General features: G+C 56.0%; 14 protein-coding genes. 5 read left to right on the plus strand and 9 right to left on the minus strand.

Annotation, left to right across the window (positions count from 1 at the left end):
- Both arnB and ACLGE8_RS04915 read right to left on the minus strand, forming a co-directional pair.
- Positions 1-1,140 (minus strand): UDP-4-amino-4-deoxy-L-arabinose aminotransferase, encoded by a 1,140-nt coding sequence (gene arnB / locus ACLGE8_RS04910; RefSeq protein WP_410996877.1) that lies wholly within the window; start codon positions 1,138-1,140, stop codon positions 1-3.
- A gap of 381 nt (positions 1,141-1,521) precedes the next feature.
- On the minus strand, positions 1,522-2,028 hold the full coding sequence (locus tag ACLGE8_RS04915; RefSeq protein WP_410996879.1) for a phenolic acid decarboxylase: 507 nt from the start codon (positions 2,026-2,028) through the stop codon (positions 1,522-1,524).
- Between the two features lie 99 nt (positions 2,029-2,127).
- On the opposite strand from ACLGE8_RS04915, the gene ACLGE8_RS04920 reads away from it, so the two are divergent.
- Complete coding sequence (locus ACLGE8_RS04920) at positions 2,128-2,991, plus strand: LysR family transcriptional regulator (protein WP_410996881.1); 864 nt, start codon at positions 2,128-2,130, stop codon at positions 2,989-2,991.
- A gap of 4 nt (positions 2,992-2,995) precedes the next feature.
- On the opposite strand, the gene ACLGE8_RS04925 is transcribed toward ACLGE8_RS04920, so the two are convergent.
- On the minus strand, positions 2,996-4,186 hold the full coding sequence (locus ACLGE8_RS04925) for an NAD(P)/FAD-dependent oxidoreductase (protein ID WP_410996883.1): 1,191 nt from the start codon (positions 4,184-4,186) through the stop codon (positions 2,996-2,998).
- Between the two features lie 230 nt (positions 4,187-4,416).
- Between ACLGE8_RS04925 and pitA the strand changes: the two genes are divergently transcribed.
- Entirely contained in the window at positions 4,417-5,904 is a 1,488-nt protein-coding gene (pitA, locus tag ACLGE8_RS04930; RefSeq protein WP_185667384.1) for an inorganic phosphate transporter PitA, read from the plus strand.
- 54 nt (positions 5,905-5,958) lie between these two features.
- Here pitA and uspB read toward each other — a convergent pair whose 3' ends face one another.
- Positions 5,959-6,294, minus strand: a complete 336-nt coding sequence (uspB, locus tag ACLGE8_RS04935; RefSeq protein WP_185667385.1) for a universal stress protein UspB — start codon at positions 6,292-6,294, stop codon at positions 5,959-5,961.
- A 382-nt stretch (positions 6,295-6,676) separates the two neighbouring features.
- On the opposite strand from uspB, the gene uspA reads away from it, so the two are divergent.
- Positions 6,677-7,114, plus strand: a complete 438-nt coding sequence (uspA, locus tag ACLGE8_RS04940; protein ID WP_035894835.1) for a universal stress protein UspA — start codon at positions 6,677-6,679, stop codon at positions 7,112-7,114.
- An 86-nt stretch (positions 7,115-7,200) separates the two neighbouring features.
- Here the strand turns inward: uspA and ACLGE8_RS04945 are convergent, their stop codons facing one another.
- Entirely contained in the window at positions 7,201-7,707 is a 507-nt protein-coding gene (locus ACLGE8_RS04945) for an RrF2 family transcriptional regulator (protein WP_185667386.1), read from the minus strand.
- Between the two features lie 233 nt (positions 7,708-7,940).
- Here ACLGE8_RS04945 and ACLGE8_RS04950 point away from each other — a divergent pair, with 233 nt between their 5' ends.
- The gene (locus tag ACLGE8_RS04950; protein WP_410996886.1) at positions 7,941-9,140 is read left to right on the plus strand and encodes an NAD(P)/FAD-dependent oxidoreductase; all 1,200 of its coding nucleotides are present in this window, start codon (positions 7,941-7,943) and stop codon (positions 9,138-9,140) included.
- A gap of 123 nt (positions 9,141-9,263) precedes the next feature.
- Here the strand turns inward: ACLGE8_RS04950 and rsmJ are convergent, their stop codons facing one another.
- From rsmJ to ACLGE8_RS04965, 3 genes are all read right to left on the minus strand, one after another.
- Positions 9,264-10,016, minus strand: coding sequence for a 16S rRNA (guanine(1516)-N(2))-methyltransferase RsmJ (gene rsmJ / locus ACLGE8_RS04955; protein ID WP_410996888.1), 753 nt, complete (start codon positions 10,014-10,016; stop codon positions 9,264-9,266).
- Positions 10,017-10,024: 8 nt separating this feature from the next.
- The gene (gene prlC, locus ACLGE8_RS04960) at positions 10,025-12,067 is read right to left on the minus strand and encodes an oligopeptidase A (RefSeq protein WP_410996890.1); all 2,043 of its coding nucleotides are present in this window, start codon (positions 12,065-12,067) and stop codon (positions 10,025-10,027) included.
- 85 nt (positions 12,068-12,152) lie between these two features.
- Positions 12,153-12,767 carry a LysE family translocator gene (locus ACLGE8_RS04965; RefSeq protein WP_410996892.1) on the minus strand — a complete coding sequence of 205 codons (615 nt, stop codon included), beginning with the start codon at positions 12,765-12,767 and terminating at the stop codon, positions 12,153-12,155.
- Between the two features lie 185 nt (positions 12,768-12,952).
- On the opposite strand from ACLGE8_RS04965, the gene ACLGE8_RS04970 reads away from it, so the two are divergent.
- On the plus strand, positions 12,953-13,846 hold the full coding sequence (locus ACLGE8_RS04970; protein WP_410996894.1) for a LysR family transcriptional regulator: 894 nt from the start codon (positions 12,953-12,955) through the stop codon (positions 13,844-13,846).
- Here ACLGE8_RS04970 and ACLGE8_RS04975 read toward each other — a convergent pair whose 3' ends face one another.
- A complete protein-coding gene (locus tag ACLGE8_RS04975) occupies positions 13,847-15,118 on the minus strand; it encodes an acid phosphatase (protein WP_410996897.1) in 1,272 nt (423 codons plus the stop codon).
- Between the last annotated feature and the right edge of the window lie 37 nt (positions 15,119-15,155).

Here is a 15,155-nt window from a genome sequence, read left to right on the forward strand (position 1 = left end):
TCAGCAGCCTGCTAACTGGTGGAGCGCCGTAATGACACGGGTGGTGTCGTCATCGGTCATATCCGGGAAAAGAGGTAATGAACAGATACGCGCGCTGTTCCATTCGGTATTCGGCAGGGAGAGTTCCGGGAAGCGTTCGCGGTAATATTTCTGCGTATGCGCCGCACGGAAGTGCAGCCCGGTGCCAATGCCCTGCGCCTTGAGCTGTTCCATCAGCGCATCGCGGCTGATACCGCAACGCTGTTCGTCCACGCGAATAATAAACAGGTGCCAGGCGTGCAGGTGCGGCCAGCTCGGCACAGCCAACGGCTGGAAAGGCGTATCCGCCAGTTCCTGCACGTAGCGCTGCGCGATATCGTGACGACGCTGATTGGCCTGACCCAGCTTGCCCAGTTGAACCAGCGCCAGCGCGGCGTTGATATCGGCCAGGTTGTACTTAAATCCGGGGCTAATCACTTCCGCCTGCGGCGCGCGGCCATGGGTCTGGCGATCGTAGGCATCAACGCCAAGACCGTGGAATTTGAGGCTGCGAATGCGGTTTGCCAGCTGTTCGTCATCAGTGACAATCAGCCCGCCCTCGGCGCTGGTCATGTTCTTGATGGCGTGGAAGGAGAAAATCGCCGTTCCCTGCCAGCCAACATGGTGGCCTTTGTAATAGGTACCCGCCGCATGCGCCGCATCTTCAATCAGCGGAATACCGTGGCGTTCAGCCACGGCGCGCAGCCCGTCGATATCCGCAGGCGCGCCAGCATAATGCACGGGAATAATGGCTTTAGTACGCGGGGTAATCGCCGCTTCGACCGCCTCAGGGGTAATCATCAGATTGTCACGATCGACATCGATCATCACCGGCGTAGCGCCCAGCAGCACGATCATATTGAGGGTAGAAACCCAGGTTTGCGAAGGGGTGATGACTTCATCGCCAGGACCAATACCGAGGGCCATCAGCGTAACGTGCATACCACCGGTCGCGGAGCTCACGGCAATCGAAAAACGGTTGCCCGTCAGGGCGCAAAACGCCTCTTCCAGCGCCTGGTTTTTTGGCCCGGTGGTGATCCAACCGGATTGCAGCACCTCTTTCAGCGCTGCGAACTCCGCCTCGCCCATAGAGGGACGTGAAAACGGCAGAAAATCACTCATGAATGTTCCTTACCCTATAACACAAATGTGTACGCCTGATTCGTGAATAAAACGGTGCTATCGCGATGTTGTTAAAATCAGGAATAGATAGATGTGATAATTAAACCTACAACATTGAATTGCAGTAAAAGTATCAGTGTTATCTTAGGATAAGATTAAGAAAGAAATACGCATTCGCACAATAAATGATTAATAAACAAAATCAATACTTTATGAAGGTCATTGTTCTCACTGAATTTTTGTAAAAAAAAGCCCAGTTTGCATTGCAACTGGGCTTTGGTTCACATAATTCAACGTATTCTAAACAAAGTCTTTATTTATGACCGTTTTAATGTTCGTTGAATATTAGTGTAATAAATAATATGTATATCGGTGGTAAACCTAGCGCAAATTAGCAGGGAAATCTTTTGGTAATTCGCTAGCGGCGCAGTTAATTACGCTGTCGTTATTGGCCCCACAGTCGTGAACGAAGGTAATTGTCGCGAATTCATCAATCACTTCCGTTGGGTACGCCGGGCCCGCATCACGGTAGCTATTCATCAGCGGAATGTGATCATTCTGGAAGCAGACGGTTTTTTCCGGGTTGTTCATCACCCAACGTGGGAAGAAGATGGTGCCGTGGAACAGTTTGTCGCCCAGATTCGCAATCAGGCTCACGTCGGTGCCGGTAGGCTCAGTCCAGGAAATTTTGTAGATGTTTTCACCTACGCGGACAATGTACGCCTGCTGGTCTTTCACCCAACGATTCGCCACGATGCCGCTGTGAATACGATAATCAAGGGTGTTGTCGTTTTTAACGTAAATCTCGTAGTTCCAGCCGTTGTCATAGGTATAGACCAGATGTTTGCCAACGAAACCGCTCAAATCGTGTTTATCAAAGTTGCTCATGATTAAATCTCCTCGTGTCGATGCAGAGATCTTATTGCTTTAAAAAGTAAATGAATAACGCTATGTTTCAATGAAACTCATCTGCTTTTTAAATCAATTATGCATAAAACGACGCTGGAACAATGGGCACTGCTGGAGAAGGTGGTGGAGCTGGGCAGCTTTGCAAAAGCGGCTGAAGAGACTCACCGCAGCCAGTCGTCAGTGAGCTACAACCTGGCGCTATTACAGGAAAGACTTGGCGTGGCGCTACTTGCCCCGGAAGGCCGCCGTGCGGTGTTAACCCCGGCCGGTGAGCTGCTGCTCACGCAGGTCAAACCGCTACTCAAGGCCTTTGCCTGGGTAGAGACGCGCGCCGCCACACTGCGTGAAGGCATGCGCACCCGGCTGGATTTGGTGGTCGACAGTATTTTCCCGCGCGAGCGGCTGTTCGCCATTTTGCGTCAGTTCCAGCAGCGCTATCCGCAAACCCAGGTGCGCTTAACCGAAGTGCTGGAGAACGCCAGCGGCAACGATGTGGTTCAGGCCGAAGCGGACGTGATGGTGCTGACTCGCCGTCAGGACATCACCGGGCGCGGCGAATGGCTGATGAATATCGATTTTGTCGCCGTCGCCCATCGCGACCATCCCCTCTTCCAGAGCGAAGGCCCACTCAGCGATGAACAGCTACGCGCCTGGCCGTTGATCCGTATTGCCGATAACAACAGCGACGGGCAGACCGAGCGCGACGCGTGGACCTTTTCAACCATTGATGCGGCGATTGACGCGGTGATGTATCAGGTGGGATACGGCTGGCTGCCGGAGGAGAGAATTCAGAACGAACTGGCGCAAGGGATTTTAAAAACGCTGCCGCTCAGCCACGGCGTGCGGCGCGCCACGCCGCTGCATCTGATCGTCAAACGGGATTTAGCCCCGCTCGACGAACAGGTGGAGATGCTGCTGCGGCTCTTTAGCCAGCAGAATTAATCGCTTATTCCGCCAGCGCCTGCGCACACGCCCAGGCGCTGGACCATGCCCACTGGAAGTTATAGCCGCCCAGCCAGCCGGTCACGTCCATCACTTCGCCGATAAAGTAGAGCCCCGGCGCTTTCTTCGCTTCCATGGTGCGTGAAGAGAGTTCGTTGGTGTCAACGCCGCCCAGCGTCACTTCCGCCGTGCGATAGCCTTCGGTGCCGTTTGGCTGTACGCGCCAGTCGGTCAGGGTATCGACCAACGTTTGCTGTTCGCGAACGTTCAGCTGTTTAAGGGTGACGTCAGGAATTTGCCCAAGCTGTTGCAGGCATTCAACCAACCGTTTCGGTAACTGCATCGCCAGCGTGTTTTTCAGGCTCTGATTCGGATGTTCGGCGCGCTGGACGTCGAGGAAGTCCGCCAGATCGATATCCGGCAGTAAATTAATGCTCACGAACTCGCCCGCCTGCCAATAGCTTGAGATTTGCAACACTGCGGGGCCAGAGAGGCCACGGTGGGTGAAAAGCAGACTTTCGCGGAATACCGTGCCGTCCTGCGCGGTGATGACCGACGGCACTGACACGCCGGAAAGCACCTGCAGCGGTTCGAGCATCGGCTTGTGCAGCGTAAACGGCACCAGACCTGCGCGGGTTGGCAGCACCTTCAGGCCAAACTGCTCGGCAACCTTATAGCCGAAAGGCGTTGCCCCAAGGCCCGGCATCGACAGGCCGCCGCTGGCAATCACCAGCTTATCGGCCGACACTTCATCACCGTTAAGTTGAAGCGTGTAGCCCTCGTCATTACGGGTGACGCTCAGGATTTCACTTCGCAGGCGCGTGGTCACGTTGCCCTTTTCGCACTCGGCAACCAGCATCGCCACGATTTGATCGGCGGAGTCATCGCAGAAAAGCTGCCCGAGGGTCTTTTCATGCCAGGCAATACCGTGCTTGCCGACCATGTCGATAAAGTCCCATTGGGTATAGCGCGCCAGTGCAGATTTGCAGAAATGCGGGTTTTGACTCAGATATGCCGCGGGTTCGACATAAAGGTTAGTAAAATTGCAGCGACCGCCGCCGGACATGAGGATTTTACGCCCCGGTTTTTTACCGTTATCTAACAGCAAAACGCGGCGCCCAGCCTGCCCAGCCATGGCGGCACAAAACATTCCTGCCGCTCCGGCACCTACTACAATGGCATCAAACCTTTCCACGCACTATCCTCAACTTAGGTATTGTCGGGAATTGTAAATTTTTCACCGAAGTCGTACCAGTGAAATATCAACAAACCCGACTTATCTGATTGATACAAAATAAATAATTCTTTCTGACCTTTAAAATAGTATGGACAAATATCAAAAAAAATAGAGATTTCACTTTGCCCGCGCCGCCAATGTCCCTGATAATGCCGCGCGTTCATGTCCTCAAAATGGCGTAACGTCCTATGTTACATTTGTTTGCTGGTCTGGATTTACATACCGGGCTGTTGTTAGTACTGGCACTGTTGTTTGTTCTTTTCTACGAAGCGATTAACGGCTTCCATGATACGGCTAACGCAGTGGCTACCGTAATTTATACCCGTGCTATGCGTTCGCAGCTTGCTGTGGCGATGGCCGCGATATTTAACTTCTTCGGCGTTCTGTTGGGCGGCCTGAGTGTAGCTTATGCCATCGTGCATATGCTGCCGACGGATCTGTTGCTCAATATGGGCTCCGCTCACGGCCTCGCCATGGTCTTTTCCATGCTGCTGGCGGCTATTATCTGGAACCTCGGCACCTGGTATTTTGGTCTGCCTGCGTCCAGCTCCCACACGCTTATCGGTGCCATTATCGGTATTGGTTTAACCAATGCGATGATGACCGGAACGTCCGTGGTTGATGCACTCAACATCCCGAAAGTGATTAACATTTTCGCCTCGTTGATCGTGTCGCCAATTGTGGGTCTGGTCTTTGCTGGCGGTCTGATTTTCCTGCTGCGTCGTTTCTGGAGCGGTACCAAAAAACGTGCCCGCATCCACCTGACTCCTGCTGAACGTGAAAAGAAAGACGGCAAGAAAAAGCCGCCGTTCTGGACCCGTATTGCTCTGATCCTCTCCGCAATTGGCGTGGCATTCTCCCACGGTGCGAACGACGGTCAGAAAGGCATTGGTCTGGTGATGCTGGTACTGATTGGCGTTGCTCCGGCAGGCTTCGTGGTTAACATGAACGCTTCCGGCTACGAAATCACCCGTACCCGCGATGCGGTCAACAACGTTGAAACCTTCTTCCAGCAGCGCCCTGAACTGCTGCTGAAAGTACAGAACAGCGCTGACCCGTTAACCCCAGCAGCACTGGAAGCCACTGAGTTCCACTGCCACCCGGCTAACACCATGAACGCGCTTGAGCGTACTAAGGCGATGCTGTCGGGAATCGAGAGCTACGATAAACTCTCGGTAGAGCAGCGCGGTCAACTTCGTCGCATCATGCTTTGCATCTCTGATACCACCGATAAAGTGGCCAAGATGCCGGAAGTGAATGCCGACGATCAACGTCTGTTGAAGAAGCTGAAAACCGACATGCTGAGCACCATTGAGTACGCGCCAATCTGGATTATTATGGCGGTCGCACTGGCGCTGGGCATTGGTACCATGATCGGCTGGCGTCGCGTTGCCACCACTATCGGTGAAAAAATCGGTAAGAAAGGCATGACCTACGCTCAGGGGATGTCCGCACAGATGACCTCTGCGGTGTCCATCGGTCTGGCAAGCTATACCGGGATGCCGGTCTCCACGACGCACGTACTCTCCTCTTCCGTGGCGGGTACCATGCTGGTTGATGGCGGCGGGTTACAGCGTAAAACCGTGACCAACATCCTGATGGCCTGGGTCTTCACCCTGCCGGCCTCTATCATTCTGTCCGGCGTGCTGTACTGGATCTCGCTGAAGCTTATCTAAGTCAGCGGCGATAAAAACATAAAAACGGGTCAGGAAACTGGCCCGTTTTTTTACTTAGTGCCAAATCATCAAAGCAATTAAGCTGATGACCACCAATCCACACAGCGAACTGGTCAAAATAAACTGACGGCGAACGCGCTCGCAGCGACGAATAAATTCATCGTCGTGATGGTCGAGGTAACGCTGCCCGTAAATGTACCAGACCAGGCGCATCTGCTTGCCCGGCTGGCCGTGGGAGGTGAAAAAGCCACCGCCATCGACATACTGATAGAGCAAGGGATCGCAACCTCGTAGTACCACCAATAGCGCACGTAGTGACGAGAAGTAACGTGCCATATTCACCACACAAACGACACACAGGGCCCAAAACAGCGCAATCGTGCTGATCATAACTCCTCCCCGGCGACCAGCCCTCAGAGATACCCCCCAGGGCATACCGCTCCCCAATTTCCCACCAACACCTCAGTAAAAGAGTGCGATTCCGATCACGTTTATTTATTCGATCGGCTCATTAAATAGTGTAGAAGATCAGTTAAATTTTTTACCACAAGGTTAATCGTTATCAATACGTAAGAATGAAAAATTTGTTTAACTAATTGGCGAACCGGATGCATTGACGGCGCCCCAAGGCCGCTATAAGGTAGAAATATCTTCTACAATTAGGTCTTTAAGGGCAAACCCCGCGCAGATAGCACGCAGGACGCGGGCAAGGGACAGCGCATGGGCTGTCTGGTCCAACAGTCATCGACAACTTTATGGAAGGAGTAACACTATGGCTTACAAACACATTCTTATCGCCGTCGACCTTTCACCAGAGAGCAAAGTTCTGGTGGAGAAAGCGGTATCAATGGCTCGCCCTTACAATGCGAAAGTCTCTCTGATTCACGTTGACGTGAACTATTCCGATCTCTACACCGGGCTAATTGATGTCAATCTGGGCGATATGCAAAAACGTATCTCCGAAGAGACCCACCACGCGCTGAGCGAGCTCTCCACCGGCGCGGGCTATCCAATCACCGAAACCCTGAGCGGCAGCGGCGACCTGGGGCAGGTGCTGGTTGATGCTATCAAGAAATACGATATGGACCTGGTTGTCTGCGGTCACCACCAGGACTTCTGGAGCAAACTGATGTCTTCTGCTCGTCAGCTTATCAACACCGTTCACGTTGATATGCTGATTGTTCCGCTGCGCGACGACGAAGAAGAGTAACACGCAGTCGGTAGCCCGGACGAGGCGCGCCAGCGCCGACTCCGGGGTTTTCCCCGGCGTCATTGCGTTCGGCCGGGCTACTTAGTTCAAGCGTTTTTTCGCCCGGCAATCCACTCTTGCACTTCCACCACAAAAGTATCCGGCGCTTTGCGATACATCTTGCGCGCCAGGTCCAGAATCGTATGCTGGCCTAACGCCTCTTCCATCCGCTGCTGCGCCATGTCCATCACCGAACGCACGCCACAGATACCTTCGCAGGCCCACTCCGGCGGCTGCTCATCAAACACCGCCAGACGCTGACGAATTTCCCGGCACTCAAAAATACGCTTATCGCCATCAATCGCGTTGACCACGTCCAGCACCGTAATGTCCTCAGCCGGTTTCGCCAGCTGAAAACCGCCGCCCTTCCCTTCGATGCTGCGCACCAGCCCGGCCTTCGACAGGCGAGTAAAGATTTTGGCCAGATAGTCATAGGGCACGCTTTGCAGTTCAGCAATTTCGCGCACGCTCATATCGCGGGCGTCGCCTTTGCCGTCCACCATGCACATCAGACTATGTATGCCGTACTCAACCCCAGAACTGTAGAATGCCATGCGCTCTTATCTCAGCCAAAATGAATCTGAGTTATTGTAGCTTTTTCATCTGATGCATTCCAGATAGCAAGCATAAATACTGAACACGTAAAAATTTAATTAATTAAATATCAAATAGATAATATCAAAATACGTCTTCTGGTACGTTTGCTGAAGCGAATCACGTTGCAATCCTTAACTACGACCAATAAAATCCGAGTCAATTAATCGTAGTGAACAGTGAGACAAACCTAATGCGTAAACAAATTCTGATCGTCGGTGCCGGTTTTGCCGGTATGTGGGCAGCGTTGAGCGCCGCGCGTCTGGCAGACAAACACCAGCAGGACGTTGATATTACGGTGATTGCGCCACAGCCAGAGCTGCGCGTTCGTCCGCGTTTTTATGAAAGCCACGTTCAGACGCTGGTTTCCCCACTGATGCCGCTGTTCGACGTTACTGGCGTGAACTTCCTGCGCGGTACCGTTGAGCAGATCCTTCCGACCTCGAAAGAGGTGAGCTGGAAAGACGAGAACGGCGAAGTGCGTCTGCGTTGCTACGACCGTCTGGTACTTGCCAGCGGTAGCCACGTTAACCGCGATATCGTTGCCGGAGCCGCTGAGCACGCGTTCGACCTCGACCAGCTGGAAAGCGCGACGGTGCTGGAGCAGCATCTGAAAGATCTGGCCGGGCAGCCTGAGAGCGACGCGCGCAACACCGTGGTGGTGTGCGGCGGCGGCTTCACCGGGATTGAGATGGCGCTGGAGCTTCCGGGCCGTCTGCGTGAAATCCTGGGTCAAGATGCTAAGACCAGAGTTGTCGTAGTTGAGCGCGGTGCACAGCCGGGCGGCCGCTGGAGCAAAGAGTTACGCGACGTGATTATCGAAGCCTCTGCCGAGCTGGGCGTGGAATGGCTGGTGAACGCGGAAGTGGAGAGCGTGGATGCATCTGGCGTCACGCTGAAAGATGGGCAGGTCATCGCCTCACAGACCGTTATCTGGACCGTCGGCGTTCAGGCCAATGGGCTGACCGCGCAGATTGATGCGCCGCGCGACCGTCAGGGTCGTCTGCACGTGAACGGCAACCTGCAGGTGCTGGGCCATGACGATATCTACGCCACCGGCGATGTGGCTTACGCCGCAACCGATGATAAAGGCAACCATGCGCTGATGACCTGCCAGCACGCCATTCTGCTAGGCAAATTCGCCGGGAACAACGCCGCGGCAAGCGTTCTGGAAGTCGCTCCTCTGCCGTACCGTCAGGAGATGTACGTCACCTGTCTGGATCTGGGCGCATGGGGTGCGGTTTATAGCGAAGGCTGGGATCAGCAGGTAAAGCTCAAGCGCGAAGAGGCGAAGAAGCTGAAAGTGTCGATTGTCAGCGAGCTGATTTACCCGCCGAAAGCGGATCGTGCTGTGGCGTTTGAGATTGCAGACCCGCTGGCACCGTTTGTTTAAGATTGTGCAAGCTCCTCTCACCCCGGCCCTCTCCCCAAAGGGGCGAGGGAGAAAAGCAAAGGGTGCAAACCGCACGGTCGGTCCCCTCTCCCCCTGGGGAGAGGGTTAGGATGAGGGGGAAAATTACTCCGCCGTACCCGCATAAATATCAAATCGATGTCCTTTGGTGACCACCGCGTTCGGCGTCGCCACGTCCGCCAACGGCGGTGCGTAATCCGGGCGTTTCACTACTACGCGTTTGGTTGCCAACTGACGCGCCGGTTCCAGCAGACCATCCGCATCCAAATCCGGCCCCACCAGCGACTGAAACACGCGCATCTCCTTTTTCACCAGCGCGCTTTTCTGCTTATGCGGGAACATCGGATCAAGGTACACCACCTGCGGGCGCGGGCTGATATCGGTTAACGCCGTCAGGCTGGACGCATGAATCAGCTGTAGCCGTTCTTGCAGCCACGGGCCGATTTCCGGGTCGACGTAACCGCGAGCCAGGCCGTCATCGAGCAGCGCCGCCACCACCGGGTTACGCTCCAGCATCCGCACGCGGCAACCAACGGAAGCCAGCACGAACGCATCGCGTCCCAGCCCCGCCGTCGCATCCACCACGTCCGGCAGATAACCGCCTTTCACGCCCACGGCTTTCGCCACCGCCTCACCGCGACCGCCGCCGAATTTGCGTCGGTGCGCCATCGCCCCGCCGACAAAATCCACGAAGATGCCGCCAAGCTTTGGCTCATCGCGTTTACGCAGCTCCAGATGCTCCGGTGTCATCACCAGCGCCATCAGGTTGTCGTCGTCCTGCTCCAGCCCCCAGCGGGCGGCAAGAACAGATAAGGCGCCGTCTCCGGCGCCCGTTTCATCAAGTAAGCAGATTTTCACGACAACAATCAGCCTTTGATCCCGTAATGCTCAAGCATCGCGTCCAGCTGAGGTTCACGGCCACGGAAGCGTTTGAACAGCGCCATTGGCTCTTCAGAACCGCCGCGGGTCAGGATGTTGTCGAGGAACGACTGTCCGGTCTGACGGTTGAAGATCCCCTCTTCCTCAAAGCGAGAGAAGGCATCTGCCGCCAGCACATCGGCCCACAGGTAGCTGTAGTAGCCTGCCGCGTAGCCACCGGCAAAGATGTGGCTGAAAGCATGCGGGAAGCGGCCCCAGGTTGGGCCTGGAACCACGGCAACCTGTTTCTTGATTTCGGCCAGCGTCTCGAGCACTTTCGCGCCCTGCTGCGGGTTGTACTGCGCATGCAGGCGGAAGTCGAACAGACCGAACTCCAGCTGACGCAGGATAAACAGCGCCGCCTGGTAGTTTTTCGCCGCCAGCATTTTATCCAGCAGTTCCTTCGGCAGCGGTTCGCCGGTTTCAAAGTGGCCGGAGATAAACGCCAGCGCTTCCGGCTCCCAGCACCAGTTTTCCATAAACTGGCTCGGCAGCTCGACCGCATCCCACGGCACCCCGCTGATACCGGAAACACCGGCAGTTTCGATGCGCGTCAGCATGTGGTGCAGGCCGTGACCGAACTCATGGAACAGGGTGATCACTTCGTCATGAGTAAACAGCGCCGGTTTGCCGTTCACCGGGCGGTTAAAGTTACAGGTCAGGTAGGCGACCGGCTTTTGCAGCGTGCCGTCAAGTTTACGCATCTGGCCGACGCAGTCGTCCATCCACGCCCCGCCGCGCTTGTGTTCACGGGCGTACAGGTCGAGGTAGAAGCTGCCGCGCAGTTCGTTGCTTTCGTCATACAGCTCGAAGAAGCGCACTTCCGGGTTCCAGACATCAACGTCGGTACGCTCTTTAGCGGTGATGCCGTAAATGCGCTTAACCACTTCGAACAGGCCGTTAACGGCTTTGTTTTCCGGGAAGTACGGGCGCAGCTGCTCATCGCTGATGCTATAGAGATGCTGTTTCTGTTTTTCGCTGTAGTAGGCAATATCCCACGGCTGCAGCTCGTCGACGCCGAATTCAGCTTTGGCGAAGGCGCGCAGCTGAGCCAGCTCTTTCTCACCCTGAGGACGGGCGCGCTTAGCGAGATCCGTCAGGAAGTCGAGCACCTGCTGTGGGTTTTCCGCCATTTTAGTGGCGAGCGATTTAAAGGCGTAGCTTTCAAAGCCCAGCAGTTGAGCCAGCTCGTGGCGCAGCGCCAGAATCTCTTCCATTACCGGGGTGTTGTCCCACTTACCGGCGTTCGGCCCCTGGTCGGAGGCGCGAGTGGAGTAGGCGCGATACAGCTCTTCGCGAAGCGCCTGGTTGTCGCAGTAGGTCATCACCGGCAGGTAGCTCGGGATATCCAGGGTCAGCAGGTAGCCTTCCTGCTCTTTGGCTTCAGCCTGCGCTTTCGCCGCGGCCAGCGCACTTTCCGGCATGCCGGAGAGTTCAGATTCATCAGTAACCAGCTTGCTCCAGCCCATGGTGGCATCGAGCACGTTGTTGCTGTACTGGTTGCCAAGCTCGGACAGACGGGTCGCAATTTCGCCGTAGCGCTGCTGCTTCTCTTTCGGCAGGCCGATACCGGACAATTCAAAATCACGCAGCGCGTTATCGACCGCTTTTTTCTGCGCGGTGTTCAGCGTGGCGTAGTTATCGCCATCGCGCAGGTCGCGGTAGGCGTTGTACAGCCCTTCGTTTTGACCGACCCAGGTGCTGTATTCCGACAGCAGCGGCAGCGTCTGCTCATAGGCTTCACGCAGTTCCGGGCTGTTCTGCACCGAGTTCAGGTGGCTCACCGGCGAGAAGATACGCCCCAGCACGTCGTCCACTTCCGCCAGCGGCTGGCAGAGGTTTTCCCAGCTATACGGCCCGCCCTGCGCCACTACGCGTTCCACATTCTCACGACAGTCGTTCAGTGCTTTGGTCACGGCAGGGACAACATGTTCGGGCTGAATCTGGGAAAACGGCGGTAGGTCGAAGGGGGTCAGTAATGGATTGGTCATATGCGCAGTCCTGGTCTAAGAAAGAAATGAAGCGCTCAGCGGCGCTTTAGCGATAGATCTAGAATGGGGGATAGTTGGGGGAATTTCAATGATAGTGGGCACTCATTTCACCGACGTTGTAAACAATACCGAACAGCGCAACCGCCAGTAAAAACAGCGCGGAGAGGCGTTCGAGGCGAAGCGCATACTTTCCCGACAGCAGGCGCTGAACCGTCAGGATATAGAGCGACAGAACGGTAATATCAAACACTACCCACACCAGCGAGAGCGTCAGCATGCTCAGCGTGAAGTCCTGCGTGACGGCAATAAACTGCGGGAAGAAGGCGACGAAAAAGAGAATGTCCTTCGGGTTTGAAATACCCATCAGAAAGCCCTTCAGCAGGCCGCCGCGCGCGGGGGTAATCTGCGCCTCCTGCGCCTTGTGCATCAAGCTGCTGATGGCGCTCCAGCCGATATAGAGCGAACCCGCTATCCCCAGCAGTGACAGCATGACCGGCGACAACGCCACCACGCCGAGCAGCATCAAGGTTGCCAGCACAATCAGCACCAGCGACGCAGCGTTGGTCCCTATCAACGTGATAAACGCCCGGCGGCTGCCCTCACGCGCGGCGGTTCCCGTGACCAGCGCCACCACCGGGCCGGGGGTTGCCAGCAGCAGTAATACCGCCAGCATATAGGCGGCAAGTAACGTCAGATTCATGGTTTTTCCTTAGGGAGATCGGATAAGACGTTTACGCCGCCATCCGACGTTCGGCGGCGGCATGCCGGATGGCGCTACGCTTATCCGACCTACAACGTGATGCCCATTATTGGGTGGGACACGCGCGTTGAAAAACGGAAAAAACTACGCTTCAATGTGAGTAAAACTCACAATAGAAAATCACCATGTCGCTACCGCCGCTATACGCCCTGCGTGCTTTTGAAGCCGCTGTTCGCTTAGGTTCTTTCAGCAAAGCCGCTGAACGACTCAACGTCACGCCCGGCGCGGTAAGTCGTCATGTTCGCACCCTGGAGCAATGGTTCGACTGCGCGCTCTTTCAGCGCCACGGGCCGCGAGTCACCGTGACTGACGCCGGGCAAACGCTGGCGGCACAACTCGGTGAGGGCTTTCAAAGTCTGGAGCGGGCCTGCGAGGCGTTTGGCCGTCGTCGCCGCGAACTTCGCCTAAAAGCGCCGTCGACGCTGACCATGCGCTGGCTGCTGGCCGCGCTTTCGCCGCTGACTTCACCGCAAATTGCCCTCTCCAGCGTGTGGATGGATACCGATACGGTCGATTTCAGCCGTGAACCCTACGACTGCGCAATTTTACTGGGCAACGGCCAATTTGGCCCCGGAACGCAAAGCCAGCTGCTGTTTGAAGAGTGGCTGGTGCCTATCTGTGCCCCCCAACTCACTGCGCAGGCCAGGGAAAATCTCGAACGCCGCGAGCTGATTCACCCCTCCCCGGATCGCCGTGACTGGCGGCGCTGGCTAAAACGGACCGGGCAATTCCCGACGCTGAATACCGCACGCGGTAAGGTGTTCGATACCCTTGAGCAGGGCTATCTGGCGGCGATTGGCGGGCATGGGGTCGCCATGGGCGATTTACTGTTGAGCCAGGAAGCGCTCGCCAGCGGGCTGCTGACGCTGCCGTTTAACGACGCCGTCGCCACCGGGGATGGTTACTGGCTGGTGTGGCCGCAGGGTTCGGCGCAATCGCAGGCGATTGAAAAGCTACATGAGCATTTAAAAAAGGCGATACCGCAGCCGGTACCGCCTTCTCTCAATATGCTGCGCTAATCAGTGCGGTTTTTTCGCCATTTCATAGGCGGCAGGCAGGTTCAGACGCTGCCAGAACTGCTGGTCAGCGGTGGTGCCTGAAAGCGGATAGCCCGCCGGCAGCGCGCTTTTCACCATCAACGCACGACGCTGTGCAGCTGAGAGGTTCGGCAGCGCCGCTTCCAGCAGCACTTCAGCGCCCTGCGGCACCGTGATGCTCTGTTTTTCACCCTTCTGCTGCGGCAGGTCGTAGGTCATGGTGAAACGGTAGAAGTCACGCATCGCCGGGTCGCGGTACGGGTCATCTTTCCCCGCCGTTTTCGCACACTCGGCAAGCGTCGTGCCGCACTCTTTCTCCAGCGCCGCACGTAGCTGGTCGCGAGCTTCGTTAAACAGCGTGCGGTACTTCGCGTCGTTCAGGTAGTGGGCGACATTACGCTGCGCCACCATGCGGGAGCCCATCACATCCAGCGGGTAGTGCACGCCGAGCACGATACGCGAGTAGCCATAGCGCGCACCGCGAGTGACCAGCGCGTCAAAACGCTCCGGGATCATCTCCGCCATCAGCAGCGCGTCGGTGTAGCCGGTATTGGTGTGTCCGCTTGGGAACGAGCCGCCGTCGGCGGTATACGGATGGTTATCTTTAATCACCACGTCGTCCGGTACCAGGTGAATGGTGTTACCCTGAATCAGGAACGGGCGCGGGTTATTAAAGTGTTTTTTCGCCGCGCTGGTGCTCACCTCGGAGGCTTTAATCAGCGCTGCGGCTTTGCTGAGTTCATCTTTGTCGTAGGCCGCGATAAACGCTTTGCCCAAACGTGGCCCCATCGCATCGCTCAGGAAGTAGAGGTGGTTGATACCTTCCGCATCCGCCAGCGCCTGGTGGCGAGCGGTTTGGGTTGCATCACGGTTAATATCGGTCACCGTTGCCAGGTTCTGCTTCACCACCGTCTCCGGCAGAGTGCTAAACGCCGAGAGCAGCTCGATACCGGCCTGCTGATTAGCTTTAGTCTGGAAGTCATAGCCGCTGGCCTTGAGCCAGGCTTTATCGGCCTGCGTTTTGTTCTGTTTCGCTTTTTCCAGCTGATCGCGGGTGAGCGTCGACGCATCCCCTTTCAGCGCCGTACGCAGCGCCGTCAGCGATTGCCCTTCCAGCGCATCAAACGCCGGGCTGACCGCCGTTGGGGTAACGGTGGTGGCGATAGCTGCCGCCTGATTCACAGAAACGTCTTTTGCCAGTACCGGCATTGCCAGCGCCATCGCGGCGGCCAGCAGTGTGATTTGCAGTTTCATTATTTTCCTTTTATTCAAACAATTACCTTGCCTGCCG

The sequence above is a fragment of the Kluyvera sp. 142486 genome, from assembly GCF_046569695.1.
GTDB lineage: Bacteria > Pseudomonadota > Gammaproteobacteria > Enterobacterales > Enterobacteriaceae > Kluyvera.

Coding starts and splice junctions, on each gene's coding strand:
- ACLGE8_RS04965 (WP_410996892.1), bottom strand. CDS start 12,767: ATGAATCTGACGTTACTTGCCGCCTATATGCTGGCGGTATTACTGCTG.
- uspB (WP_185667385.1), bottom strand. CDS start 6,294: ATGATCAGCACGATTGCGCTGTTTTGGGCCCTGTGTGTCGTTTGTGTG.
- ACLGE8_RS04975 (WP_410996897.1), bottom strand. CDS start 15,118: ATGAAACTGCAAATCACACTGCTGGCCGCCGCGATGGCGCTGGCAATG.
- arnB (WP_410996877.1), bottom strand. CDS start 1,140: ATGAGTGATTTTCTGCCGTTTTCACGTCCCTCTATGGGCGAGGCGGAG.
- prlC (WP_410996890.1), bottom strand. CDS start 12,067: ATGACCAATCCATTACTGACCCCCTTCGACCTACCGCCGTTTTCCCAG.
- ACLGE8_RS04970 (WP_410996894.1), top strand. CDS start 12,953: ATGTCGCTACCGCCGCTATACGCCCTGCGTGCTTTTGAAGCCGCTGTT.
- pitA (WP_185667384.1), top strand. CDS start 4,417: ATGTTACATTTGTTTGCTGGTCTGGATTTACATACCGGGCTGTTGTTA.
- ACLGE8_RS04920 (WP_410996881.1), top strand. CDS start 2,128: ATGCATAAAACGACGCTGGAACAATGGGCACTGCTGGAGAAGGTGGTG.
- uspA (WP_035894835.1), top strand. CDS start 6,677: ATGGCTTACAAACACATTCTTATCGCCGTCGACCTTTCACCAGAGAGC.
- ACLGE8_RS04945 (WP_185667386.1), bottom strand. CDS start 7,707: ATGGCATTCTACAGTTCTGGGGTTGAGTACGGCATACATAGTCTGATG.
- ACLGE8_RS04915 (WP_410996879.1), bottom strand. CDS start 2,028: ATGAGCAACTTTGATAAACACGATTTGAGCGGTTTCGTTGGCAAACAT.
- ACLGE8_RS04950 (WP_410996886.1), top strand. CDS start 7,941: ATGCGTAAACAAATTCTGATCGTCGGTGCCGGTTTTGCCGGTATGTGG.